We start from the raw sequence: 24,305 nt of genomic DNA, 5'->3' as shown, positions 1-24,305 counted from the left end.
CGACAACACGACGCCCACCGTCACGACGCCGACCACGGCACCAGGATGTCCAAGAAGCCGCTGAAATCGCGCCCCGCCAGGGTTTTAGTCAGGTATTCAAGGACGTCCCGCGCCCTCGTAGCTCAGGGGATAGAGCACGGCTCTCCTAAAGCCGGTGTCGCAGGTTCGAATCCTGCCGGGGGCACCACTATTTCTGCAGTTAGATAGTGGTTTTCCCGATAATGGACGACGCGCCGTGCCCCCGGCGTGACCTTAAAGAAAACCGCCCGAGCTTTCAGCTAAGGATCTACTGACGTTGTAGTGGGTCATTTCCGTCCGGGTAGTGCTGGGCAAAGGCCGCCTCGGGTGAGCATGGCCATGGCGATGAGTGCGTCTGGGCTGTGGAATCCGTAGGCGCGTTTGGTTAATGCCCGCAGGTGGGTGTTGGTGGCTTCGGATCGGGCGTTGGACAGGCCGTGATCGAGCGTGTTCCAGATGAGGTCGCGGTAGCGGCGGATGCTGCGGGCCAGCGCGGCGAACTCGGGGATGCGTGAGTGCGACGCCCACGACAGCCAGCCGGCCAGCAGCTGCCGCCCGTGGGTGCCCTTGACCCGAAACACCTCGCGTAGTTGCTCTTTGAGCAGATACGCCCGGTAGAGGGTGCGGTTGGTGTCGGCGATCTTAGCGAGGCTGGTGCGCTGCTCGCAGGACAGGTCAGCCGGGTTCTTGCGGGTCGCCCACATGGCGTGCCGATCGGTGATCCCGGCGCGGGGGCGTGTCATTCCATCTGTGTAAGTCCGGGGTGGTCCATCATCGGACCGCCGTTGGGCGGACAGAAGGAGTGTTTTGTGACCAAGACCATGCAGATGCCGGCTGAGGAGACGACCGCGGCGCGGCGGCTGGCCGAGATGTTCACCGAAGAGACGCTGGACTCGTTGATTAAGGATGCGGTGAAGACCGGGACCCCGATCGACGGCGCGGACGGTTTGCTGAACCAGCTGACTAAGGCCGTGCTGGAGCGGGCGCTGAATGCGGAGCTAACCCACCATCTGGGCTATGAGGCCGGCGATCCGGCCGGACGCGGATCGGGAAATTCGCGCAACGGCACCACGCCGAAAACGGTGACCACCGTCAACGGCCCGGTGCAGATCGATGCGCCGCGTGATCGCAACGGCTCGTTTGAGCCGGCGATTGTGCCGAAGAAGACCCGCCGGCTCAACAACATCAATTCGGTGGTGTTGTCGCTGTATTCACGGGGAATGACCACCCGCGATATCGAAGCCCACCTGCAGGAGGTCTATGGGGCGTCGGTGTCGCGGGAGTTGATCTCCAATATCACCGAGGTGGTGGTCGATGAGATCAAGGCCTGGCAGGCCCGCCCGCTCGATGAGGTCTACCCGATCCTCTACATCGATGGGCTGCGGCTGCGGATCGGCGACAACGGGGTCATCACCACCAAGGTCGCCTATTTGGCCATTGGCGTGGATCTGGAGGGCCGCAAACACGCCTTGGGCTGCTGGATCCAGGACTCCGAGGGGGCGAAGTTCTGGCAGAAGGTCGTCATCGACCTGCGCAACCGCGGGGTGCGCGACATCCTCATCGCCTGCTGCGACGGGCTGACCGGTCTGCCTGATGCGATCCGCTCGATCTATCCCGATACCGTGGTGCAGACCTGCGTCGTGCACGTCATTAGGAATGCGATGCGCTTCGTGTCTTATAAGGACCGCAAGAAGGTCGCCACCGCGATGCGGGCGATCTACAGTGCGCCGACCGTCGATGGAGCCGAACTCGCACTCAAGGAGTTCGACCAGCAATTCGGCGCCCAATATCCGGGTGCAATTGACGTGTGGCACAACGCCTGGGGGGAATTCGTTCCGTTCCTGGACTATCCGGTGGAGTTGCGCAAGATCGTCTACACCACCAATGCGATCGAGTCGATCAACTTCCAGTTGCGCAAGATCACCAAGAACCGTGGTCATTTCACGGACAAGGACGCCGCGATGAAGTTGCTGTACCTCGGGCTGCGCAACATCTCCAGCGAGAGAGGAGGCTATTCGGGTACTGGAACGCACAACTGGACTGTGGCGCTCAACACACTCGCCAGACTATTCCCTGGGCGAATCCCATTGTGCTAGAATACAACTCGTAGTCAAATCACCTCTGACTTACACAGAAATCGTGACAGGCTCCGAGGGCCGTCAGCACGAGGATCGCGACGCCCAATTCGGCTACCTCAACCGGTGCGTCGGTGAGCATATCGCCGCTGGTCAGCCGGTGATCTCGGTGGACACGAAAAAGAAAGAGCTGGTCGGTGAGTTCAGCAACGGTGGCCGTGAGTACCAGCCCAAGGGCTCGCCGGTGCCGACCAACGTGCACGACTTCATGGACAAAGAGCTCGGCAAGGCGATCCCGTACGGCGTCTACGACGTGGCCACCAACACCGGCTGGGTGACGGTGGGCACCGACCACGACACCGCCGCGTTCGCCGTGGCGACCCTGCGCTCGTGGTGGGACAGCATCGGCCGACGCCGCTACCCACACGCGCAGAAGCTGTTGATCTGCGCCGACGGCGGCGGCTCCAACGGCTACCGGCTGCGCGCCTGGAAAATCGAACTGGCCAAGCTGGCCGCCGAGACCGGGCTGGCCATCACCGTCTGCCACCTCCCCCCGGGCACCAGCAAGTGGAACAAGATCGAACACCGGCTGTTCTCCCAGATCACCATGAACTGGCGCGGACGCCCGCTGCGCAGCCACCGCATGATCGTCGACCTGATCAGCAACACCACCACAACCACCGGACTGACCGTGCACTGCGTCCTCGACACCGAACAGTACCCCACCGGCATCAACTACACCGCCAAAAACGTTGACGCCCTACCGATCACACGCCACGACTTCCACGGCGAGTGGAACTACACCGTGCACCCGACACGCCCGAACACCACCTAGATTATTTTGTCGCAGGCCCTAAGTGAAGTCACCCGCCGCTATTAACTTCACTTAGTCGTATAAGTGAGGTTAGACTGCAGCAGTGACTTCACTTCGCCCCATCACCTACGAGGACGTTCGTTGGGAACCACAGGGGACGCGGTACGCGAGCGCGGCGCTGCCGAAGTACGGCACCTACCACCCTGCCGTGCCGGCCAACATTGCCGAGCTGATCCTGGACCTGCCGCCGTCCATGCTCGCAGAAGCCGAATCCGCCAGCCGCGAGATCACGCGCTTCGACGCCGAACTCGGAGGCGATATCGCGCCGCTTGCCGCCGTGTTGCTGCGGTCAGAGTCCGCCGCCAGCTCGCAGATCGAGAACCTGACCGCATCAGCCCGCGCTATCGCCGAGGCCGAGCTGCCCGGCGGCAGGGCCAAGCGCAACGCTCAGATGATCGTCGCCAACACCGCTGCGATGCAAGCAGCGGTCGCCCTGTCCGACACTGTTGACGCCGACGCCATCCTGGCGATGCACCACGCGTTGATGGCCAACGAGCCACGCCATACACAAGGCGAATTCCGTACCGAGCCAGTGTGGATCGGCGGCGGCTCCACCCCCATCGGCGCGACATTCGTCGGCCCGCGCCACGAGCTGGTCCCCGGCGCGATTGACGACTTGATCGCCTTCGCGCAGCGCGCCGACGTTCCCGCACTGCCGCAGATCGCGGTGGCCCATGCACAGTTCGAGACCATTCACCCCTTCACCGACGGGAACGGACGCACGGGCCGCGCACTGGTACAAGCCATGCTGCGCAACAAAGGCTTGACCCGCCAGGTGACGGTGCCGGTCTCGGCCGGGCTGCTGGCCGACACGGGCGCATACTTCGCCGCGCTGACCACCTACCGCGACGGTGACGCCGCGCCGATTGTCGAGCGCTTCTCACAGGCCAGCGTCCTGGCTATCGCGAACGGGCGTCAGCTGGTCGCCGACATTCGCGATATCCGCGAAACCTGGAACGACGTGATCACGGCGCGGTCCGACTCGGCGGTGTGGAAGGTCGCTGATTTGTTGACCCGCCGCCCGGTCGTCAACGCTGCCCTACTCGCGCACGAGCTGGGCATCGGGTCCACCAACGCTCACCGCTACCTCAACCCGCTCACCGAGGCGGGAATCCTCGTCGAGACGACCAGCGGGCCCCGCAACCGCGTGTGGCGTTCTCCTGCAGTGCTCGCTGCACTCGACGCGTTCGCCGAACGGGCCGGACGGCGGGGCTGACCGCCGTGTGAAAAGTTCATTGGCGTTGCGATCCAACACTATTGCCCGGACGTTAAAACATGATCGCCCTGCTCATGTGCGATCGCGAATGATCTGGCTCCACTTCACTCTCAGCAACGACTCGAGCCGTCAACGTAGGTTAGGTGCCAGGTGGTCTCATTGAAGGTCAGGCGCCCCTCCGGAACCGCGACGTCGCGGCCGTCAGCGCTGAAGTAGCGCGCCGAGCTGGGTTCTTCGTCCTCTCGGACTAGACATCCCAGGGCCCTAATTCGTCAAGCGGCGGCCATGCGGTGTGCCCAGGCGGTGTGTTCGTTGTAGGGCTGTTTGTGGCGTAGGCAGCCGTGCAGGATGCCGACGAGGCGGTTGCCTAGGGCGCGGAGGGCTTGATGGTGAGTGTCGCCGGCTGCGCGGTGTTGGTCGTAGAACGCGCGAGCGCCGGGGCGGGTCGACAGCGCGCTAAATGCCCATAGCGTAACCGCAACTCCGCGAGAAGACCTCGTGCCGGTGGCAAGACAATTTGGCTCCCGTGCAGGATGAGCACGTGACGCACATGCAGGCAGGCTTCGCGATGCAGGTTCCGGTCGACTTCAACCTGCACGGCTACGAGCTGACCGTGCCGTCCGGGCACGTCCTGCTGCAGTTCCACTCCCCCGGCGGAGGCCTGTTCCAGCCCTACCGCGAGCAAGGCCTGGCCGAGGTGGTGACCGCGCTGGAGCGGCTCGGTCGCCGCGGCGTCGCGGTGGACATCGGCGCCAACGTCGGCGACACCCTGGCCCTCATCGCCCGCTACAGCACGCTGGACGTCCTGTGCGTCGAGCCGTCGGACTACTTCCTGAAGTACCTGCGCGACAACGTCGCTCGGCATTTCGCGGATCGGGCCACGGTCGCGGACTGCTATGTCACGGCGCACGAGGACGAACCCGCCCGGGCGTTGTTCCACTGGGGCGGCACGGCCAAGCCGATCGACGGGCCGTACTCCGAACAGGGCAGCATCGTCCCCATCGGTCGACTGGTCAACGAGGCCGGGAACGTGGCGCTGGTGAAGATCGACACCGACGGCACCGACTTGGCACTCGTCGTCGGCTGCCTGGACCTGCCGGCGCCGGCGTTCCCCATCTACTTCGAGCTCGAGATCACCACCCCCGACCGGGCGGAAGCGACGGCGGCGTGCACGCGGGCCCGGCAACTTTTCGCGCGCCTGGTCCAGGCCGGGTACCGCCGGGCTTTCGTCTGGGACGACCCGGGACGGTTCTACGGCCGCCTCGATCTCTCGGCCGAACCGCCCGTCACCAACCTGCTCAACTACCTCACCCACATCCGGCACCGCCCGGTGTGGGGCTTCGACATCTGCGTCGTTCACGACAGCGACTCGCCGCTGGCGGAAACTCTGTCGAGTGTGATCTCCGAAGACCTGTCACTCCCGTTGGCCTGACGCGCGGCGACCCCCGACAAGAGTTGCGCGCCTTGACGTCGCGCTTAGTCTGTAAGGCGGTTTCAGCCAAAGGAGGCACCGTTGAGCGAACACGAAGTGAAGATGATCATCTTGTCGACCGACGACTTGGACGAGTCGATCCGGTTCTACAGCGAGACGCTGGGAATGCCGCTGAAGTTTCGCGACGGAACCCATTTCGCGGCCCTCGACGGCGGGCCGGTGACCCTCGCGCTGGCGACCGCGGTGGACCACCCCATTCACGGACAGGTCGTCGTGGGCATCAAAACCGCCGACGTCGACGCCGCGGCCAAGGCGGTGGAGGACAGTGGTGGCGGCATCGTGCGGGCCCCCTACGACGACGCACACGAACGCCGTGCCGTGGTCTACGACAACAAGGGCAACGGCCTGGTCTTCTACAAGCCGCTGGCCCGGTGAAAGGCGCCGTGCCGCAACACCGTTGCGCCTGACGGCGAACACGTGGCGCACCGGTGAATTAATTTCGCGTTCACCGCCCGTACCCGTCGGGCGGCCGTCGCTGCCACGAAATTGACGCAGAATGTCGCGTCAGGCCGACAACGTGGCATCGAAGGAGCCGGATGTCTTTTGTGATCGCAGTCCCGGAAACGTTGGTGTCGGCGGCCCGTGACCTGGCCGGGATCGGCTCGGCGATCAGCGGCGCCCAGGCGGCCGCGGCGACCCGGACCACCGCGGTGCTGCCCGCGGCCGCCGACGAGGTCTCGGCGGCCATCGCGGCGCGGTTCAGCACCCACGCGCTGGCCTATCACGCGCTGAGTGTGCGGGCGGCGGCGTTCCACGACCAGTTCGTGCAGACCCTGACCGCCGGCGCCGGCTCGTATGCGACCACCGAAGCCGCCAACGTCGAGCACAGCCTGCTCGGTGCGATCAACGCGCCCACCGAGGCGCTGTTCGGCCGGCCGCTGATCGGCAACGGCGCCAATGGGACGACCGTCAACGGCGTCGGGCAGCCGGGTGGTCCCGGCGGGATCCTGTACAGCAACGGCGCCAACGGCGGCGCCAGCACGGCCGCCGGGCTGGCCGGCAGCGCTGATCGGCGTCGGGGGCACCGGCGGGCTCGGCACCGGCGCTGCGCGCAGCGGTGGCGCCGGCGGCAGGGAGGGTGACAGCGGGCGGCTGTTCGGCGTCATCGGCTCCGGCGGCGGGGGTGGCGGCGGCGCCTTCAACGGGGGCGGTGGTGGCGGTGGCGCCGTTGGCGCCGATCCGGGTTGGTGGTGGCTGTAGCACGGAACGCCGCGGCTACGGCAGCACCGTGTGCATCAACATCACGTCGTAGGCCGACCACAGCGACAGGTTGAAGTACAAGTCCCTGCCCGACGACCAGGGATGGATCATCGGCGCGTAGATGCCACCGGGCATCTGGAACGACGACACGAGCGGCTGCTCGGGACTCCACGGCCCCTGTGGGGCGGGCGCCGTCCTCGCCACGATGTCGTTGCTGCCGCCGTTGGTGTAGAGCACCAGGTACTGCTTGAGGTAGTTGTTGTACTGGGCCGACATCTCCCCGACCGGGCCCGGGATCACCGGCGTCGCAGCCCCCGGATCGGCCGGGACCCAGGTATTGGAGTCTCCGTTCCAGTACTGGTATTTGCTCAGGTCGGGCAGGACGCCCGGCTGCACCCGCGCCAGGTATGCGTTCCCGCCGCGGCCGGACGGGGTGCCGAACGAATAGAGGTAGCCGTCGTTACCCTTCATGAACGCGCCCATCTGGAAGTTCTCGTTCCCCGGGACGAACCGGGCGCCGGGGATGGCGTCCGGTGAGGCGGTTCGGATGGTCCCGGGGTACACGCCCCAAGTCTGGCCATTGTCAAGCGATCTCGCGATCGCCGAATAGTTCGTCGACCACTCGCCGTCGCGGCCCCATTGCCGGATGGACATGTAGTTCATGAACTGGGTTCGCCCGACGGAGATGGCCGCGGTGGGAATGATCCCCGTCTCGTGGGGGGCCTTGTGGATGCTGTTGACGACCTGTTTGGAAAGGCCGCTCGTCCAGACCGGCGACCCGGAGTACCTGTTGTTGGGTACGCCGTCGGCGATGTGGATGCCCTGGGACAAATCGCGGTCCGAGCTGCGGAAGAGCGTGTTGTAGCGCCACTGCTGGCCGTGCACGCTGCAGTAGCCGAACGTGTCGCCGAAGGCCATGAGCACCTGGTGGTTAACGGGATCCCCGTTGTCCCAGGCGATCCCGAGGTCGGTCCCGGAGATGCCGAACCGCTTGAGGGTTTGGTTGGGGCTGTTGGTCCCGGTCACGAAGTCGACGAGGGACGTCGGGGCCCCCGCGATAGAGGGCACCTCCGCCTCCGGCGCCGGCGGCGGTTGCACGGGTGCGGCGTTGGGTGCCAGCTGGGTCGCATTCGGCGGCGGCGGGGCCGGGGGGTTGGGCGCGGGCGGGACGACGCCCGCCTGCGGCTGCAGTGGTGCGGCGTACCGCGTGTTCGGAGCGACGGGCTTGAGCAGGGACGAGATCAGCGGACCTAGCTTCGGCAGCGGCGCGCTGTCGTTGGTGTGCGCGGGGCGACGACCCGTCGGCGGTTGCACCACGGGCCCGGGCGCCGGCATGGTCGGCTGGGTGTTGGGCGGCGGAATGTTCGCTTCCGGCGCACTGCAAGGCGTGGCGGTCGCCGACGGGGCGGTACCTATCGCGACGGTGAGTCCAATAGCAGCCGCCGACGCCATCGAAAGCGCCAGGCTTCGAAGAATCGCCGACATCTAACACCTTTCCGCGGGCAGAACCTCGCATTGACGCCGCAGTGGGCAAATGTGACGATAGTGATTCATGGGACGTTTGTGACCAGCGAGTTGCCGATGGGTATGCATCCGTGACCGTGTCGAAACCCAGCCGCTCCGCGGTCGACGGCCGCGGAACCGCCGTAGTCAACGAGCCCGCCCGCCTTCCCATCCCGGAAGACCAGCGGCAAACGTGGGGGGCCTCATCGTTTCCCCGCCGATCGGGCCTTGCGCGGCACGCCAGCGGTGGTCCTCTTGCGGCACGGCAGCTTCGTATCACGGATCGACAGTCTCCGGAGACGCGGAACTGCCGCCTGATGAGCCGGCCGGCTCCCCTTCTCGCAAAAGGGGCACGGCCCATGAAAGCCCGACACTCGCGGCACTACACTCGGCAGGCGATCAGCGTGGGGATCGCCCTCGCCGGAATGGCCTGGGACGCGAATTGGCATTCGAACACCCTCGTCTCCGCCACCGGCACCGAGACGACCACGCCCACCCCGCTCACGACGTTGCCGCCGACGCCGACGCTTTCCGCTCCCCTGGCGCCGTCAGCGCCTCCCACTCCGCCGCTGCGTTTGGCTCGGCGGCGCTCGAAACACCGCTCGCACCGTTGTACTATGGTGCGCGACTACCGCGGCACCACGGATGATCGCCGAAATGCGCTGCCACACAAGCGGTCCGATGCCCCTTGGGCTTGCGTGTCGAATTCCGATGTTTGTCTCCTGGCGCCGGGGGAAATGCGTCAGAAGAGGTGAGCGCGTCGGCCGGCCTACGCCCTCACCCAGGTCCCGTCGGTTCAGCCCGAGAGCCGGCGGGGCCGCTCTTTGTCCGAGTGAAGGGGTGTTTGCCGCGGTCTGATCTCACCCAGCCGGCGTGCACACTGGTTGCGGCGGGTCCGCGGCCGCGACGCGCGGCTGCGTGGCGCGCCGAATCGGAGGAGCCGTGGACGAGCAGACGCATCGCCGCGCAACGCACTGGCCCGCGCAGTTGGCGCCGATCGGCGCGATCCGCTTCGCCCGGCGCTCGCCGAACTTCCGCGCCATGGTGCGGTTCTACCGCGATCTCGTGGGCCTGCCGATCTTCGAGACGTTCGAAGCCAGCTACGGCAGCACCGGTGCGATCTTCGGCCTGCCCAGCTGGAATCTGACGCTCGAAATCGTCGAATCGGTCGAGCCCGTCACGGTGGATCCCCACGACCAGCTGTGCCTGTACTTCCCCGACCAGCACGCAGTGCAGGCGGCGACCGCGTGGCTGCGGGCCGCGACAGCCGAACCGGTGCCACAGCACCCGTACTGGGAAGCGACCGGGCGATCACCTATCGGGACCCGGACGGTCGCGAAGTCGTGTTCGCGCCGTTCGTGTTCGGCGTCAACGAGCTCGCGGGCAGCGCCGACTCGGGGCGGCACGAGTTCCCCCCACGCTGAGCCTCACCGCCCGCCCGACGCCGCAGCGACGACGGCCACGAGCGAGCACGCAGCCGCGCACAGCGCGGCGATCGCCCCGACGTAGAGCCCGTACTCGGCCGACACCGGCGGATTGACGTTGAGCTGGTAGTACCACGCCGTCAGCCCCACCAGCAGCAGCGAAATGATTAGGGCGGCAACCGAAGAGACCTTCACCGATAAACCGCGGCCCACCATCGCCCCGGCGACCAGCAGAGCCGAGGAGAGCAACACGATGAGCTGCCCGGCACCGAAGCCGGGGGGAAGGTGCAGACTGCCGTGCGCACCCCCGATGGCGTTGGCCCAGCCCCCGCCGTTGACCGCCGTCGTCAGCCACGGCATCCAGGCGCTGGCCGAGATGACCAGCGCGCACAGTGCCACCAGCCAACCAGGGCCCAGCCGCCGAGTCATGGGTTCCCACATTAGTAGGGGGCTCGGACAGCGTTCCGCCTCGCCACGCGGCACCCGGGGCCGGCGCAGCCGTCAGTGGCGGGGGCGGCCGTCTCCGTTCAGGCCTGGGCGGGACGAGGTGCCGGTTCCCGTGAACACGGTGAGGAAGTTCTGCAGCGATTCGTTGATGTCGCTGCGCAATGCCGCCGCGACGATCATGCCGATCGGTCCGAACAGGGCCGGGCCGCCGAGGTGGACGTCGAAGCTGACGACGGAGCCGTCGTCCTTGGGCGCGACCTTGGCCATCAGCTTGACCTTGACGCCGCCGACACCGTCACCGTTGAGGGTCATGCCCTCCGGCGGCTTGTAGCGCACGACCGTCCATTTGATCCGGTTGTACATCCCCTTGACCTCGACGATCGACTCGATGACGGTGCCCTTGTCGATCTCGTCGGGCAGGGTGCTGCGCCACACCCGATGGATGGTCAGCCATTCCCTGAACCGGGACAGGTCCGAGGCGTGCTGCCAGGCCGTCTCCGGGGGCAGGGGCACGTCGATGGATCCCGAGAGTTTCGCCATCGCTCAGCCCTGCTGATCGGCCGTGGAACCGGCCGCCTTCTTGGCCTCTTCGGCCACCTTGTGGATGGTGTCGGAGTAGTTGCCCTGCGTCTTGTCGTCGACGAACGCGCCGGCGGTGTCGATGGCCTTCTCGACAGTCTCCGCGTTCTGCGACAGCAGGGCCTTCGCCTTGTCCAGGAATCCCATGCGCCCTTCCTTCCCCGGGAAACCCTACTCAACCGCTGCAAACCCTACTTTGCCTGTTGCCCGGCCTGCCGCCACAGCCGCGGGGACTCGCCGAGCATCCTGGCCCGCATCCACCACAGCGCCTCGATGGCCGCGGCACCCAGCACACCGATCGCCAGCGCAACCGCGGTGACCGTCACATTGGAAGGATCCAGCAGGAACTTCTGCCGGGCCAGCGGGATGCTGAAGATCACCACATAGGCCAGCCCGGAGCCGGCCACGAGCGCCACCCGCCACCACTGGTACGGCCGTGCCACCACGGCCAGCACCCACAGCGCGGTGACCAGCAGCGTGATCAGCGCGGCGGTCGACGCCTGATCCTGCTGCCGGAACGTGGCGTGGCGGCCCTGGTAGGCGGCCAGGTAGGAGACGAATGTCGCGACGCCCACGATCAGTCCGGACGGCAGCGCCGACGTCAGCACCCGCCGCACGAAACCGGGTTGGGCGCGCTCGTTGTTGGGCGCCAGCGACAGGATGAACGAGGGGATCCCGATCGTGAACCACGCCGCGATGGTGACGTGGATCGGCTGGAACGGGTAGAGCAGCGGATCGGCGTTCAGGGGTTTGGCGAACAGGCATTCGGTACCGACCAGCAACGCCAGCAGCACCGAATACACCGTCTTGGTCAGGAACAGGTTGGCGACCCGCTCGATGTTGCCGATCACCCGCCTGCCCTCGCCGACGACATAGGGAAGCGTGGCGAACCTGTTGTCCAGCAACACGATTTGCGCGACCGCCCGCGACGCCGGGCTGCCCGCACCCATCGCGACACCGATATCCGCGTCCTTGAGGGCCAGCACGTCGTTGACGCCGTCACCGGTCATCGCCACGGTGTGGCCGCGCGATTGCAGCGCATGCACGATGGCGCGCTTCTGGTCGGGGCGCACCCGACCGAAGGTGGTGTGGGACTCCAGCGCGTCGGCCAGGGCCGCGTCCCCGCCCGGCAGCCGCCGCGTGTCCATCGTCTCCCCGTACAGCCCGAGCTGACCGGCCACCGCGGCCACCGACACCGCGTTGTCGCCGGACAGCACCTTGACGGAAACCCCTTGCTCAGCAAAGTATTCCAAGGTATCGCGAGCGTCGGGGCGCACCTTCTGCTCGAGCACCACCAGGGCGACCGCTCGCACGCGGCCCGGTGCGCCCGGGCGGTCGACGGCATCCTCGGCGGCACCCAACAGCAACACCCGCAGCCCCCGCGCCCCGAGACGCTCGGCCTGCTGCGCGGCCGCCGACGCGGGGTCGAGCAGCACGTCGGGCGCCCCGATCACCCAGTGGCCGTGGTCACGGAAGGACACGCCGCTCCACTTGGTCGCCGACTTGAACGGCGCACTCGCCGTGGCGATCCAGCCGGGTGGGCGGTCGTAGGATTCTGCGATCGCCTGCATGCTGGCATTCGGTCGCGAGTCGGCGGCCGCCAGCGCGGCCAGGACGTCGGCGACGGCTTCGGAGGTCGCGGCCAGTTCCTGGACCTCGCGGACCCGCATGCCGCTCTCGGTCAGCGTGCCCGTCTTGTCGGCGCAGACGACGTCGACGCGGGCCAGGCCCTCGATGGCCGGCAGTTCCTGTACCAGGCAACGACGTTGGCCCAGCCTGACGACGCCGACGGCGAACGCGATCGACGTCAGCAGCACCAGCCCCTCGGGCACCATCGGCACCAGCGCACCGACCGTGCGCAACACCGACTGCCGCCACCCGACGTGGGTGGTGAACAACTGGGTGTAGATGGTCAACAGGCCCGCCGGCACCAGCAGGTAGGTGATGAACTGCAGGATCCGGTTGATGCCCTTGCGCAGTTCGGAATTCACCAGGCTGAACTTGCTGGCCTCCTCGGCGAGCCTGGCGACGTAGGATTCCGGCCCGACGTTCGTCGCCCGGTAGGCCCCGGTGCCGGCGACGACGAAGCTGCCCGACATCACCGCGTCGCCGGTGTCCTTGGCGATCGGATCGGCCTCCCCGGTCAGCAGCGATTCGTCGATCTCCAGGTTGTTCTCCTCGACGATCTCGCCGTCGACGACAACCTGGTCACCGGGTCCCAGCTCGATGACGTCGTCGCGCACGACCTGCTCGGGCGGCAACGCGCGCGTCCCGCAGGCCCTGCGCACCAACGGTTTCGCCTGCCCGATGATCGCCAGCTTGTCCAGCGTCTGCTTGGCGCGGATCTCCTGGACCATGCCGATGACGCTGTTGGCGACGATCAGCAGGCCGAACAGCCCGTTGATCAACGAGCCGGTCGCGAGCACGATCAGCAGCAACACCCCCAGGATCGCGTTGATCCGGGTGAAGACGTTGGCGCGGACGATCGCGGCGACGCTGCGGGTGGCGCGTCGCGGGGTGGTGTTGCCCTGGCCGTCGGCGACCCGCCGGGCCACCTCGGCGTCGGTCAGGCCGACGGCGCCGCCCGGTGTCATCGGGTGAAGGTTCCCAGCTTCTCGGAGTCGAAGTACTCCAAGTTCAGCGTGGTGGCCGGGGCCCCGGAGAATACCGCCTTGGAAATCGTTCCGGGCGGCGCGTTTTCGTCGGTCACCGGGAAGGTGAAGGTATCGCCGTCCCAGTGCGTCAAGGGGAACGTCCGGTTTTTGGGACCCATCTCCAGCTGCAGCGCACCGTCGTGTTCGGTCACGATCGCCGGGCCCCAGTAGTCGCTGGTGTACACGCCCAGGTACTCGCCGAGCGGCCTGGCCGGCGCGGGATGGGCGGGGGGCTGCTTGCCGACCAGCGAGCCCTCGGGGTTGTTCATCCAGCCCATCGCCTTCTGGTAGAGCCCGGCCCAGTCCTCGCGGATCTGGCCGTACTGCACCAGATCCAGGAATTCGGCGGTCAGCGTCTCCGGCACTCCGATGGGCGCGGCGTTGGTCAGCGCGACGATGGCCAGGTCCTCGGACGGCAAGACCACGAAGTTGGTGGCGGCGCCCATCGTGAAGGCGCCGGAATGGCTCAGCTCGGTGCGTCCCGACGAGCTCACCGTGATGTTGAACCCGTGGCCATAGAAACCGGGGCGCGCCTTCGAGTTTGGGGCCGGGATCGAGACGACCTGCGGGGTGATGGCGGGCAGCAGCGCTTCGGCCGAGGTGATCCGCCCGCCGTCGTAGGCACCGTTGGCCAACAGCATCGCCAGCCAGCGCGCCATGTCGTTGACCGAGGAGCTCGCGCCACCGGCGGCCGACTGGGGGTCGGGATCCCGCTGGTAGCGCGGCTCCCACTTGTCCCCTACCTTGACGTGGCCGACCGCGTGGTCGGACCGGGCCAGGAAGTCGGCGTAGCGCGAGCTCGTCGACGCCATGCCCAGCGGCCGGTAGAGCACCTCGCCGGAAAGGTCCTCCCACGGTTTGCCCGCCGCCGCGGCCACCGCCTCGGCCGCGGTTGTCACGCCGAAGTTGGTGTAGGCGTACGTGTTTCGAAATGGGGCCAGCGGCAGGTACTTCAGCCTCTCCAGCGTCTGGCGGCGGTCGTAGCCCAGGTCCTCGAGCTTGTCGCCGGCGTGGTCGGGCAGCCCGGAACGGTGCGAATAGAAGTCGGCGACGGTCACGTGGCTGGTGACGTAGGGGTCGGACAGCGAGAACCACGGCAGCACCGACGTCACCGGCGTGTCCCAGGCGATCACCTTGTCGGTCACCTCGTGCGCCACCACCGTCGCACCCACCGACTTGGACAACGATGCCAGCTGGAAGACGGTGTCGGCGTCGACCCAGTTATCCTGACGGTCACCCCTGCTCGCGTCCCTGACCCCGAAACCCTTGGCGTACAGCGTTTTCCCTCCGTGCACGATGGCGACCGCCATGCCCGGGATGCCGCTGGTCTTCATCAGGTCGGCGACTAGGCCGTCGACTCTGGATACGGCGTCGCCGATGCGGCCGGGCGGGATGTCAACTCCCGAGAACTCGTTGGGTGGGGTCTGCGACACCGCCGACGGCGGGTTCGACAGGTGTTGTGCGGTTTCGCATCCGGTGAACGCCATCGACAACATCACGACAGCGGCCGTTGCCGCGCGTTTCGTCATGGCGGAACTCTAGCGTGGTACGCCGGTTGGCGGCCTGATCGCTCGGGCACCTAAAGTGCGGGCGCATGGACATCGTGTTCGTCGACGCCGCCGCCTCGGCTTACGATCCGGACACCCCGTTCCACCGGCCCCTGGGCGGCTCGCAGTCAGCGGCCTGCTACCTGAGCACCGAACTGGTGAAGCTGGGTCACCGGGTCACGCTGGCCAGTCGTGACGCCGAGGTCAAGCTGGTGCGCGGGGTCCACTGCCAACCGATCCCCGTCGTCGAGGACGGCGCGCTCCGAAACGCAGACTGCGTCGTGCACCTGGGCGGGGTGCATGCCAGGCTCGCCGAACTCATGGCGCTGTGCCGGCCGCAGGCCCGCCACGTCCTGTGGACCGGCCTGGCGCACGACCAGCCGTTCGTCGCCCCCTTGGCGCAGCCCGAGATCCGGGCGCTGTTCCATGGTTTCGCCATGGTCAGCGAGTGGCAGGCCGACCGTTTCCACCAGGCGTTCGGGCTCGATCCCGCACGCATCGGCATCCTGCGCAACGCCGTCGGCCCGGCCTTCGCCGAGTTGTTCGCCGACGGCCCGATCCTGCCGGCCAAATCGGGCCCGCCGACCCTGTGCTACACCAGCACGCCCTACCGGGGGCTGGACCGGCTGCTGGACGCGTTCGCCCTCGTCCGGACCGCGGTGCCGGACGCCCGCCTCGAGGTCTACAGCAGCATGGCCGTCTACAACGCCCTGATGGACCCGTTCCGCCCGCTCTACGACGCGGCCCGCGAGGCACCCGGCGTCGCCTATCACGGCTCGGTCGCCCAGCCGGCACTGGCAAACGCGCTGCGCGGCGCCGCGATGCTGGCCTACCCCAACACCTTCGCCGAAACGTCCTGCATCGCCGTGATGGAAGCGATGGCGGCCGGGTGCACCGTCGTCACCAGCGATCTCGGCGCTTTGCCCGAGACGGGCGCCGGTTTCGTCGAACTGATGGAGCCGCTGGCCGATCCCCACGCCCACGCCGAGGCCTTCGCCGAGCGCGTCATCAGCTCACTGGCCGCGCGCGAGGCCGATCCCGACGGCACCGAGGCCCGCCTGCGGGCTCAGGTCACCTACACGGTCGCCGAGAACAACTGGACCCGGCGCGCCGAGCAGTGGGATACCTGGCTGTCCATGCTGGGCTGAGGTCAGAGCCGCCACCAGGCGTCGGCGCTCGTGCGACCGGCCGGGCCGACGCGTTCGCCGGGCACCGGGACCGCCACCTCGACGCCGGCGGCTTCGGCGGCCTCGAGCAGACGCTCGACCGGCTCCGCCCACGGATGCGGGGCGAGGCGGAAGGTGCCCCAATGAACGGGCACCAACAGGCCCGACCCGGCGGCCGTCATGTCGAGGTGGGCCCGCACCGCTTCCTCGGGGTTCATGTGGATGTCCGGCCAGGCCCGGTTGTAGGCGCCGATGGGCAGCAGCGTCAGGTCGAACGGCCCGTGGTCGGCGCCGATCCGGGCGAAGCTTGCGGTGTAGCCGGTGTCGCCGCCGAAATAGGCGCGATGACGCGGCCCGACCATCGCCCACGACGCCCACAGCGTGGTGTTGCGGTCCAGGAAGCGTCCCGAGAAGTGCCGCGCCGGGGCGCAGACCAGGGTGAGTTCGTCGACCCGGGCGCTCTGGTGCCAGTCGAGTTCGACGACACGGTGCTCGGGTACGCCCCACGCGCGCAGGTGAGCGCCCACCCCCAGCGGCACGAAGAACGGGGCCCGTTGCGTGCGGGCCAGCGTCATGACCGTGTCGATGTCGAGGTGGTCGTAGTGGTCGTGACTGATCACCACGGCGTCGAGGGCGGGCAGCGCCTCCAGCTGCACGGGCGGCGGATGCAGCCGCTCCGGGCCGACCACGTCCGACGGTGAGCACCGCCGGCTCCACACCGGATCCGTCAGCACCCGGTAGCCGTCGATCTCCAGCAGCGCGGTGGAGTGACCGAACCAGCTCGCGGCCAGCCGGCCGGGGTCGCTGTCGAAGATCCCGGGCGCACTCAGCGGGATCGAGGCCGGCGGGCGGCTTCTGGCGCGCCCGGCCACTAGCTCCCAGGCGATGAGCCTCAGCTCCTCGCGGTCCACGGTGAACATCGACACCGGGTCCAGGTTGACGAAGACGCCGTCACGGTAGTGTGGCGAGCGCTCTGCCACCGCCCGGATCGACGCGGGGTCCGCGCCCAGCGCCATCGGCGCGCCGTGCAGCGCGCGAACCACCCAGCCCCCGGCGGCCACCGAGGCCGTGCCGGCGGCCAGCCGCAGCGCCCCCCGCACCATGGCCGTCAGGCGCCCGTGAAGTTGGGCGGCCGCTTCTCGATGCGGGCGACCTGGGCCTCGACGACGTCCTTGCTCGCCCACGCCTTGTCGAAAAGCTCCTTGTGGATCGGCAGCTGATCGTCCATGGCTCCGTCGTCGTTGAGCACCCGCTTGGCGTGCTGGATGGCCAGCGGGGCCAGGCCGGCGATCTCGTCGGCCCACGCCTGGGCGTCGGAGAGAGTACCGATGCGGTTGGCCATCCCGGTCTGCAGCGCCGTCTCGGCGGTCAGCTTCTCCGCGGTCAGCAGCATCGCGCTGGCCCGGCCGTGGCCGACCAGCGAGGCCAGTCGGCGGATGCTCCAATTGTCCAGGGCCAGACCGTACTTCGACGTCGGGAACTGGAAGAACGCCTCAGGTGCGACCACCCGCAGGTCACAGCGCATGGCCAGCTGCAGTCCCGCGCCGATGGCGGGGCCGTTGACGGCGCCGATCACCGGGATCAGGGTGGCGTCCATCAACCGGTGCAGTTCGATGAGCCGGTCAGGGTAGTCGGCCGCGAAGGCGTCACCGCTCAGGTCGGCGCCGGCGCAGAACGCGGTGCCCTGGCCGGTCAGCACGATCGCCCGGACCGTCCCGTCGCCGGCCTTCTGGAAAGTCTCCCGCAACTCCTCGACGAGCTGGGAGTTCAGGGCGTTGCGACGCTCGGGTCGTTGCAGCTCAATGGTCAAAACGGCCCCGGCCTGGGTGACACCGATCATGGAGGCCACCCTATATAGCCTCGTGTCGTGAGTCGTATCACGGCCGGTCAACTCCGGGACGCGGTGCTGGACGAGGGATCCTTTCTCAGCTGGGACGGTGCGCCGCCACCGTTGCCGCTCAGCGAGTCCTACGAGCGGGAACTGGCCGAGGCGCGGGCCGCCACCGGTCTGGACGAATCGGTGCTCACCGGCGAGGGCCGGATCTACGGGCGCCGGGTGGCGGTGATCGTCTGCGAGTTCGGCTTCCTGGGCGGCTCGATCGGGGTGGCCGCGGCCGAACGGATCACCGCCGCGGTCGAGCGGGCCACCGCCGAGCGGCTGCCGCTGCTGGCCTCGCCGAGTTCCGGCGGCACCCGTATGCAGGAGGGCACCGTCGCGTTCCTGCAGATGGTGAAAATCGCGGCCGCGGTGACGCTGCACAAGCGGGCGCACCTGCCCTACCTGGTCTACCTGCGCCACCCGACCACGGGCGGGGTGTTCGCTTCGTGGGGATCGCTGGGCCATGTCACGATCGCCGAGCCGGGCGCCCTGATCGGCTTTCTGGGTCCGCGCGTCTACGAGTTGCTGTACGACGAACCCTTCCCGGAAGGCGTGCAAACCGCGGAGAACCTGCAACGCTACGGAGTCCTCGACGGTGTCGTCGCCCTCGACGAGCTGCGCCGGACGCTGGACCGCGCGCTGACGGTCATCGCCGACCCCGCGGAACCGCTGCCGGATCCGCCACCGGCGCGACCGATCGCCGACGTGCCGGCGTGGGATTCGGTGATGGCTTCCCGGCGACCGGACCGGCCGGGCGTCAGGTTCCTGTTGCGGCACGGCGCGAGTGACGTGGTGCTGTTGTCGGGCACCGGTTACGGCGAGGCGGCGACCACCCTGCTGGCGCTGGCGCGATTCGCCGGCCAGCCCGCGGTGGTGCTGGGCCAACAACGGGTGACTGGCGGTCTGGTCGGGCCGGCCGCGTTGCGCGAGGCCCGGCGCGGCATGGCGCTGGCCGCCGAATTGCGCCTGCCCCTGGTGCTGGTGATCGACACGGCCGGGCCCGCGTTGTCGGCCGAGGCCGAGCAGGACGGGCTGGCCGCCCAGATCGCCCAGTGCCTGGCCGAGCTGGTGACGCTGGACACCCCGACGGTGTCGGTGCTGCTCGGGCAGGGCAGCGGCGGGCCGGCGCTGGCGATGGTCCCCGCCGACCGCGTGCTGGCCGCGCTGCACGGCTGGCTCGCGCCGTTGCCACCCGAGGGGGCCAGCGCGATCGTCTTCCGGGACACCGCACACGCGGCCGAGCTCGCCGCGATCCAGGGCATCCGCTCGGCCGAGTTGCTGGCCGCCGGGATCGTCGACGTCGTGGTGCCCGAGGAGCCCGACGCCGCCGACGAACCGGCCGAGTTCAGCCAGCGAATGTCGCAGGCCATCGCCGCCGAGCTGCACGCGTTGCGGAACGTGCCGGACGGCGAGAGGCTGGCCGCGCGGCTGCGACGCTACCGGCGCATCGGCTTGCCCTGAACTTTGCGGCGCCGTGTCATGTCGCAGAGGTCACAAGCCGCCAGTCCTCGCCCAGGCCGTCCGCCGTGACGGTCTCGCCCTCGGCCTCGATGTGAACCGTCGCGTTGCCGAGTCGCAAATTGGTCAGCGCGATCGTGCCCCACGTGGACGGCAGCTGAGGGGACACGGTGAGGACGCGATGTGGCACATGCGGTTCAAGCCCCAGAAACGACCGGAGGAGGAGCAACGGCGCCGCGCTGGCCCACGCTTGGGGTGAGCAGGAGGTGGGATAGGGCACCGGCGCAGCGAACTGTGAACGGTCAAACCCGCAGAACAGCTCGGGGAGGCGCCCCCCGAATGCTGTTGCCGCATCAAGGAGGCCGGTGGCGAGGCGTTCGGCCAGCGCTACTGCGCCTGGCACATGCCGGTAGCGCAGCAAACCGGCTACGACGATGGCCGTGTCATGCGGCCACACGGAGCCGTTGTGGTAGCTCATCGGGTTGTACGCGCCCATAGTGGTCGCCAGCGTGCGTAATCCGAACCCGGAGTCCATCTCGGGACCGGACAGCCGCTCGATGACGGCCGCAGCGTGCTCATCCGTGGCAATCCCAGTCCACAGACAATGACCGACATTGCTGGTCAATGCATCGACCGGACGCTTAGCACCGTCGAGCGCAACCGCATACCAGCCTTTATCCGGCAGCCAGAAGGCCTCGGCGAAGTCGGCCCTCAGTTTCTGGGCACGCTTCCGTAGCTGTGCCGCTTTGGCGGCGTCGCCGAACGCATCGACGAGCTCCGCTCCCGACATGAGGGCCGCATACAAGTAGGCCTGAACTTCGCACAACGCAACGGGAGGTTCGGCCAGGCGGCCGACGGCGTCGTTGACGCCATTGAAGCTGTCCTTCCAACCCTGGTTGATCAACCCCCGGTCGGTGGCGCGCTGGTACTCGATAAAACAGTCGCCATCACGGTCGCCATAGCGTTCCGCCCACAATGCCGCGTCGGCGGCGGGTAGCAGCGACCGTACCGACGCTTCGTCGGCACCCCAACGCCATGATTCGGCAAGTAGCATCACGAACAGCGGGGTGGCATCGACCGCGCCGTAATAGACGTTGCCACCCAAAACGTCGGAGCTGGCCGGACCGCGCCGGATTTCATGCATGATCCGGCCTGGTTGTTCCTCCGTGACCAGGTCGACGTGCCGTCCTTGCAATGCTGCCAGTCGCTGTAGTGTGCCGATCGAAAGTCCCACGTCCAGCGGCAACGCCATCCAGGCGGTCAGCAAGCTGTCCCGACCGAACAACGTCATGAACCACGGCGCCCCGGCCGCGACGAACACCCGGTCGCGGCCGTCGTCGCCGCGGTTGTGCTCGTCGTGAATGAGCAAGGCGCCGAGGTCGCTTTCGGTTTGACGCAACACCTGCGCTAACGCCGGATTGTTCGTCTCGACCGTAGTCGCGGTGTCGCGCCACGCCTCGATCTTGCGCGCCGGGGCGGTCGACTCGACATCTTCGCCGCGGCGAAAACGAGTGCTGATCTTGTGTTCCGCCCATGTCGGCTGAACCACGATTTCCGTCCGCCAGCATTTTCCTGGGGGCACGACGGCACGCCAATTCAGCGACGCGGGCAACACCACCGCGCCACCGGTTGCGGTCACCGCCACGCCACGCACCCGATCGCCCCGCTCGCGCAACAAGAGTTCCCCGTCAGTGACCGTCATTTCCGCTGCACCCACCAGCGCCCGCCCCTCCTTGACGGCGAACAGGTCGGCGAAGTCGGCATCGACGTGCAGTTCGAGTGACACAACCGTCGTCTCCTTGTCGAGGTTGTGCAGCGAAATGGTCTCCCGCAGCCCATCGCCGACCAACCGCTCGCGCACCACGAGCAACGTGCTGTCCACCAATCCCGAACGTGGAGCCCGACGCGAAATAAACTGCGCAGCGAATGCTTCCGTCGATTCGACGGATAAAGACTCGGCGACCTGACCGTCCACGCGCAACTCCCACCGTGATAACACCCGCGCATCCCGGAAAAACAACCCGTGCGAACCGCCTACCAGGACGTCGCCGTGGCGGTCGGATAGGCAGAACGTTCCGCCTTCGAGCAGTGTCACCGTGTCGCTGCCGAGACCGATCGCGGCTGGAGCTCCGGTGTTGAACGCCGCCGGCCCCGTCATGCGCTCACTTTCCGTCTGGCATCGGCTACCGGGAGCTCAAGGGTTTCTACCGACCGCCAGCCCGGCACACGACGAGCTGATGCCTGGTGTCGCAGCACCTTTCGGTAAATCCGCTCGTAGGCAGCGCCGAACTGCGTGACTTCGAAGTTCTTAGCAACGTGATGCCGGCAAGCGAGCGAATCGATCGACCGCGCCCGTTCGATCGCAGCGGGCAGATCATCGACCACATCACACACCACGCCCGTCACACCGTCCACGACCACCTCTGGGACGGCCCCTCCACGCAACGCGACGACGGGCGTGCCGCACGCCATTGCTTCGATCATCACGATCCCGAACGGCTCTTCCCATTGGATGGGGAACAGCAGACAACGGGCCCCGGCCAACAGCTTCCGCTTGCTCACACCGTCAGCCTCACCGAACACGTGGTCGTCCGCGGTGAGCAGCGGCCGTACGCAGTCCTCGAAGTACTGCTTTTCCGCCGGCTCGTTGCACTTGCCGGCCAACACCAAGGGAAGACCTGCCGCGTGCGCCGCCTCCAGAGCCAAGTGCGCACCCTTGTAAGGAGCGTACCTGCCGAGGAAGAGAGCGTAGTCGGCTTTTTCGGTCTCGAACGGCCAATCGTCCAACCTCAGCGCGTTGTGCACTCGGCCGATCCAGTTCAGGTCCGGGGCCAGGGCTCGCTGCCTGTCGCTGATCGCCACCAGCCCGACATCGCCGCTGAGCTCCCGGTAGTAAGGATGCAGATCGTCGTCGATGGGACCGTGCACCGTCACTACCGTCGGCACCCCGAGCGCGTGGTAGACCGGTGCGTTGATCGGGCCGGCGAAGGTGTGGTCGTGCACGATGTCGACACCCTGGGCAGCGACGATCCGGGTGATGGCACTGCGCACCTTCAGAGCGTGCATCACCTCCGGATACGGCTCGCCCAGCCGGTCGTGCATGGTGCGATCCCACAACGGGATGAAGTGCGCTGTCGTGCCGGGTTCTCCGGCGCCGAGCAAGGTGACCTGGTGCCCGCGATCTACGAGCGTGTCGGCCAGGTCCGCTACGACGGCCTCGACACCGCCGTAGCCGTGCGGCGGAACGTCGAAATAGGGCGGAGCGACGAGGACGATCCGCAGGGGACGGCCGGAGTCCGAGACTTCGGACGGAAAGACGAAATCGGCACCGCGCATTGAAGTTTCCTCCTTGTCACTTGATCACACGCGTTAGCAATCTCATCCGATGAGTGCTAATTATGGCCCCTCCGCACACGACGTGCCATCGGCCCGTCAACACCACCGGTAGGTGGGCGCAACGGCTGGCAGTCCGCGACAATCAAGGGATGCCGTACACCCTTGTCCCGGCTCCGAAGACCAGTGCCCGGGCTCGTCGCGCCCTGGAAGCGGTGAATTTCAGCATGGCCGACATGGAGGCCGGCATGGGCCCTTTCCTGGGTGTTCTGCTGGCCGGCCGTGGGTGGGCCACTGGCGCCATCGGTGCAGTGATCACCATCGGTGCGATTGTCGGAATGGCCGCCGTCGCACCCGCAGGGGCGTTGGTAGACGCCACGCGGCACAAGCGAGCATGCGTCATCCTGGCCGGTTCAGCCGCCGTTGCAGCTGCGGCGGTGATCCTGACGGCGCACAATTTCTGGGTTATCGCCGCCGCCCAGGCCACCATGTGCGTCTCGGGTGCCACAATCGCCCCCGCACTGATCGGCATCACGCTGGGCGTCGTGGGCCAGGACGGTTTTGCGAAGCAATTCGGTCGCAACCAGGCCTACAACCATGCGGGCAACATGGCGGGAGCGGGCATCGGCGGCCTACTCGGTTTGGCGTTCGGATACGTTGGCGTTTTCGGGCTGGCTGCGATGTTCGCCGTGGCGACGATCGCGGCGGTACTGGCCATTCCTCCCGGCCACATCGAACACCACATTGCCCGCGGGGAGGCGCGCAGCGACGACGAAACTCCGGTAAAGGCTATGCGGGTCCTCGCGGGGTCGCGCCCTCTGTTGGTGTTGGCCGCCGCGTTGGTGCTGTTCCATCTGGCAAATGCCGCCATGCTGCCGCTATACGGGCTTGCCGTGGTCGCCAAGCAGGCCAACCCGTTCACCACCGTGGCGAGCACGGTCGTCGTCGCCCAGGCGGTGATGGTTCCGGCCGCGCTTATCTCGACGCGGATCGCCCAGACGCGTGGCTACTGGCCGGCCATCTTGATCGCATTCGCCGCCCTACCAGTTCGAGGCCTGCTCGCCGCGAACGTCATAACGACCTGGGGGGTGGTCCCGGTGCAAATACTGGACGGTATCGGTGCAGGCATGCTGTCGGTGGCGGTGCCCGGACTGGTGGCCCGCATTCTCGACGGCACCGGCCACATCAATGCCGGTCAGGGTGTCATCATGGCAGCGCAGGGCCTCGGCGGCGCGCTCAGTCCACTGCTAGGCGGCGTCGCGGCCCAACACCTCGGGTTCCCGTTCGCATTCGCCATGCTCGGCGGATTGTCCGTGGGATCAGTGATCATCTGGCTGGGATTCGCCGCGACCCTGCGCTCGATCGACCGCCGCATGGTCGCCGGACAGTCGGTGTAGTCGGGCGAAGCGGCGACCCGGCCCGTCGGCCTCCCCGCGCCAG

Annotated in this window: 19 protein-coding genes, 1 tRNA gene and 4 pseudogenes; 11 read left to right on the top strand and 13 right to left on the bottom strand. The window is 67.6% G+C overall.

Going from position 1 to position 24,305, the window contains the following annotated elements; translation table 11 throughout:
* Window positions 1–111 precede the first annotated feature (111 nt).
* Window positions 112–187, top strand: a tRNA-Arg gene (locus tag AB8998_RS06560).
* 118 nt (window positions 188–305) lie between these two features.
* Here the strand turns inward: AB8998_RS06560 and AB8998_RS06555 are convergent.
* Window positions 306–761 (bottom strand): transposase, encoded by a 456-nt coding sequence (locus tag AB8998_RS06555; protein WP_369737142.1) that lies wholly within the window; start codon window positions 759–761, stop codon window positions 306–308.
* 117 nt (window positions 762–878) lie between these two features.
* Here AB8998_RS06555 and AB8998_RS06550 point away from each other — a divergent pair, with 117 nt between their 5' ends.
* From AB8998_RS06550 to AB8998_RS06540, 3 genes and pseudogenes are all read left to right on the top strand, one after another.
* A complete protein-coding gene (locus AB8998_RS06550) occupies window positions 879–2,114 on the top strand; it encodes an IS256 family transposase (RefSeq protein ID WP_369741377.1) in 1,236 nt (411 codons plus the stop codon).
* A gap of 55 nt (window positions 2,115–2,169) precedes the next feature.
* A pseudogene (locus tag AB8998_RS06545) lies at window positions 2,170–2,928 on the top strand (ISAzo13 family transposase); the annotation flags it as partial.
* A gap of 82 nt (window positions 2,929–3,010) precedes the next feature.
* A complete protein-coding gene (locus tag AB8998_RS06540; protein WP_369737141.1) occupies window positions 3,011–4,183 on the top strand; it encodes a Fic family protein in 1,173 nt (390 codons plus the stop codon).
* Between the two features lie 272 nt (window positions 4,184–4,455).
* Here the strand turns inward: AB8998_RS06540 and AB8998_RS06535 are convergent.
* Window positions 4,456–4,662 (bottom strand): annotated as a pseudogene (locus AB8998_RS06535) (IS110 family transposase); the annotation flags it as partial.
* Window positions 4,663–4,724: 62 nt separating this feature from the next.
* Here AB8998_RS06535 and AB8998_RS06530 point away from each other — a divergent pair.
* The 3 genes and pseudogenes from AB8998_RS06530 to AB8998_RS06520 form a co-directional block, all read left to right on the top strand.
* Complete coding sequence (locus tag AB8998_RS06530) at window positions 4,725–5,615, top strand: FkbM family methyltransferase (RefSeq protein WP_369737140.1); 891 nt, start codon at window positions 4,725–4,727, stop codon at window positions 5,613–5,615.
* 81 nt (window positions 5,616–5,696) lie between these two features.
* The gene (locus tag AB8998_RS06525) at window positions 5,697–6,050 is read left to right on the top strand and encodes a VOC family protein (RefSeq protein ID WP_369737139.1); all 354 of its coding nucleotides are present in this window, start codon (window positions 5,697–5,699) and stop codon (window positions 6,048–6,050) included.
* 161 nt (window positions 6,051–6,211) lie between these two features.
* A pseudogene (locus AB8998_RS06520) lies at window positions 6,212–6,713 on the top strand (PE family protein); the annotation flags it as partial.
* A gap of 177 nt (window positions 6,714–6,890) precedes the next feature.
* On the opposite strand, the gene AB8998_RS06515 reads toward AB8998_RS06520, so the two are convergent.
* A complete protein-coding gene (locus tag AB8998_RS06515) occupies window positions 6,891–8,360 on the bottom strand; it encodes a DUF4185 domain-containing protein (RefSeq protein ID WP_369737138.1) in 1,470 nt (489 codons plus the stop codon).
* A gap of 400 nt (window positions 8,361–8,760) precedes the next feature.
* Window positions 8,761–8,940 carry a hypothetical protein gene (locus AB8998_RS06510; RefSeq protein ID WP_369737137.1) on the bottom strand — a complete coding sequence of 60 codons (180 nt, stop codon included), beginning with the start codon at window positions 8,938–8,940 and terminating at the stop codon, window positions 8,761–8,763.
* 380 nt (window positions 8,941–9,320) lie between these two features.
* Here AB8998_RS06510 and AB8998_RS06505 point away from each other — a divergent pair.
* Window positions 9,321–9,802: pseudogene (locus AB8998_RS06505) on the top strand (VOC family protein).
* 3 nt (window positions 9,803–9,805) lie between these two features.
* Here the strand turns inward: AB8998_RS06505 and AB8998_RS06500 are convergent.
* The 5 genes from AB8998_RS06500 to AB8998_RS06480 all read right to left on the bottom strand — a co-directional run bounded on the left by AB8998_RS06500 (window position 9,806) and on the right by AB8998_RS06480 (window position 15,011).
* Complete coding sequence (locus AB8998_RS06500) at window positions 9,806–10,231, bottom strand: hypothetical protein (RefSeq protein WP_369737136.1); 426 nt, start codon at window positions 10,229–10,231, stop codon at window positions 9,806–9,808.
* A 72-nt stretch (window positions 10,232–10,303) separates the two neighbouring features.
* Window positions 10,304–10,789: a type II toxin-antitoxin system Rv0910 family toxin gene (locus AB8998_RS06495; protein ID WP_369737135.1), complete on the bottom strand. Its 486-nt coding sequence runs from the start codon at window positions 10,787–10,789 to the stop codon at window positions 10,304–10,306.
* Between the two features lie 3 nt (window positions 10,790–10,792).
* Window positions 10,793–10,975, bottom strand: a complete 183-nt coding sequence (locus tag AB8998_RS06490; protein WP_369737134.1) for an antitoxin — start codon at window positions 10,973–10,975, stop codon at window positions 10,793–10,795.
* Window positions 10,976–11,019: 44 nt separating this feature from the next.
* On the bottom strand, window positions 11,020–13,422 hold the full coding sequence (locus tag AB8998_RS06485; RefSeq protein WP_369737133.1) for a cation-translocating P-type ATPase: 2,403 nt from the start codon (window positions 13,420–13,422) through the stop codon (window positions 11,020–11,022).
* The gene (locus AB8998_RS06480; RefSeq protein ID WP_369737132.1) at window positions 13,419–15,011 is read right to left on the bottom strand and encodes a serine hydrolase; all 1,593 of its coding nucleotides are present in this window, start codon (window positions 15,009–15,011) and stop codon (window positions 13,419–13,421) included. Before AB8998_RS06480 ends, AB8998_RS06485 begins: the two co-directional genes overlap by 4 nt.
* Window positions 15,012–15,076: 65 nt before the next feature.
* Here AB8998_RS06480 and AB8998_RS06475 point away from each other — a divergent pair, with 65 nt between their 5' ends.
* Window positions 15,077–16,177: a glycosyltransferase family 4 protein gene (locus tag AB8998_RS06475; RefSeq protein WP_369737131.1), complete on the top strand. Its 1,101-nt coding sequence runs from the start codon at window positions 15,077–15,079 to the stop codon at window positions 16,175–16,177.
* A 2-nt stretch (window positions 16,178–16,179) separates the two neighbouring features.
* Here the strand turns inward: AB8998_RS06475 and AB8998_RS06470 are convergent, their stop codons facing one another.
* Both AB8998_RS06470 and AB8998_RS06465 read right to left on the bottom strand, forming a co-directional pair.
* Window positions 16,180–17,298: an MBL fold metallo-hydrolase gene (locus AB8998_RS06470; RefSeq protein WP_369737130.1), complete on the bottom strand. Its 1,119-nt coding sequence runs from the start codon at window positions 17,296–17,298 to the stop codon at window positions 16,180–16,182.
* A 5-nt stretch (window positions 17,299–17,303) separates the two neighbouring features.
* Entirely contained in the window at window positions 17,304–18,035 is a 732-nt protein-coding gene (locus AB8998_RS06465) for an enoyl-CoA hydratase (RefSeq protein ID WP_369737129.1), read from the bottom strand.
* Window positions 18,036–18,062: 27 nt separating this feature from the next.
* Between AB8998_RS06465 and AB8998_RS06460 the strand changes: the two genes are divergently transcribed.
* Complete coding sequence (locus tag AB8998_RS06460) at window positions 18,063–19,535, top strand: carboxyl transferase domain-containing protein (protein ID WP_369737128.1); 1,473 nt, start codon at window positions 18,063–18,065, stop codon at window positions 19,533–19,535.
* Window positions 19,536–19,551: 16 nt separating this feature from the next.
* Here AB8998_RS06460 and AB8998_RS06455 read toward each other — a convergent pair whose 3' ends face one another.
* Both AB8998_RS06455 and AB8998_RS06450 read right to left on the bottom strand, forming a co-directional pair.
* Window positions 19,552–21,690 (bottom strand): amylo-alpha-1,6-glucosidase, encoded by a 2,139-nt coding sequence (locus tag AB8998_RS06455; protein ID WP_369737127.1) that lies wholly within the window; start codon window positions 21,688–21,690, stop codon window positions 19,552–19,554.
* Entirely contained in the window at window positions 21,687–22,868 is a 1,182-nt protein-coding gene (locus tag AB8998_RS06450) for a glycosyltransferase family 4 protein (RefSeq protein WP_369737126.1), read from the bottom strand. Before AB8998_RS06450 ends, AB8998_RS06455 begins: the two co-directional genes overlap by 4 nt.
* Window positions 22,869–23,017: 149 nt before the next feature.
* On the opposite strand from AB8998_RS06450, the gene AB8998_RS06445 reads away from it, so the two are divergent.
* Window positions 23,018–24,262 carry an MFS transporter gene (locus AB8998_RS06445; protein WP_369737125.1) on the top strand — a complete coding sequence of 415 codons (1,245 nt, stop codon included), beginning with the start codon at window positions 23,018–23,020 and terminating at the stop codon, window positions 24,260–24,262.
* Window positions 24,263–24,305 lie beyond the last annotated feature (43 nt).

The sequence above is a fragment of the Mycobacterium sp. HUMS_12744610 genome (assembly GCF_041206865.1).
In the GTDB taxonomy this organism is placed as follows: Bacteria; Actinomycetota; Actinomycetes; order Mycobacteriales; family Mycobacteriaceae; genus Mycobacterium; species Mycobacterium servetii.
The sequence above is the reverse complement of the archived record's forward strand: the minus strand, read 5'-3'. Positions and strand labels throughout refer to the sequence as shown.

Coding starts and splice junctions, on each gene's coding strand:
- AB8998_RS06555 (WP_369737142.1), bottom strand. CDS start 761: ATGACACGCCCCCGCGCCGGGATCACCGATCGGCACGCCATGTGGGCG.
- AB8998_RS06515 (WP_369737138.1), bottom strand. CDS start 8,360: ATGTCGGCGATTCTTCGAAGCCTGGCGCTTTCGATGGCGTCGGCGGCT.
- AB8998_RS06500 (WP_369737136.1), bottom strand. CDS start 10,231: ATGACTCGGCGGCTGGGCCCTGGTTGGCTGGTGGCACTGTGCGCGCTG.
- AB8998_RS06495 (WP_369737135.1), bottom strand. CDS start 10,789: ATGGCGAAACTCTCGGGATCCATCGACGTGCCCCTGCCCCCGGAGACG.
- AB8998_RS06490 (WP_369737134.1), bottom strand. CDS start 10,975: ATGGGATTCCTGGACAAGGCGAAGGCCCTGCTGTCGCAGAACGCGGAG.
- AB8998_RS06485 (WP_369737133.1), bottom strand. CDS start 13,422: ATGACACCGGGCGGCGCCGTCGGCCTGACCGACGCCGAGGTGGCCCGG.
- AB8998_RS06480 (WP_369737132.1), bottom strand. CDS start 15,011: ATGACGAAACGCGCGGCAACGGCCGCTGTCGTGATGTTGTCGATGGCG.
- AB8998_RS06475 (WP_369737131.1), top strand. CDS start 15,077: ATGGACATCGTGTTCGTCGACGCCGCCGCCTCGGCTTACGATCCGGAC.
- AB8998_RS06470 (WP_369737130.1), bottom strand. CDS start 17,298: ATGGTGCGGGGGGCGCTGCGGCTGGCCGCCGGCACGGCCTCGGTGGCC.
- AB8998_RS06465 (WP_369737129.1), bottom strand. CDS start 18,035: ATGATCGGTGTCACCCAGGCCGGGGCCGTTTTGACCATTGAGCTGCAA.
- AB8998_RS06455 (WP_369737127.1), bottom strand. CDS start 21,690: ATGACGGGGCCGGCGGCGTTCAACACCGGAGCTCCAGCCGCGATCGGT.
- AB8998_RS06450 (WP_369737126.1), bottom strand. CDS start 22,868: ATGCGCGGTGCCGATTTCGTCTTTCCGTCCGAAGTCTCGGACTCCGGC.
- AB8998_RS06445 (WP_369737125.1), top strand. CDS start 23,018: ATGCCGTACACCCTTGTCCCGGCTCCGAAGACCAGTGCCCGGGCTCGT.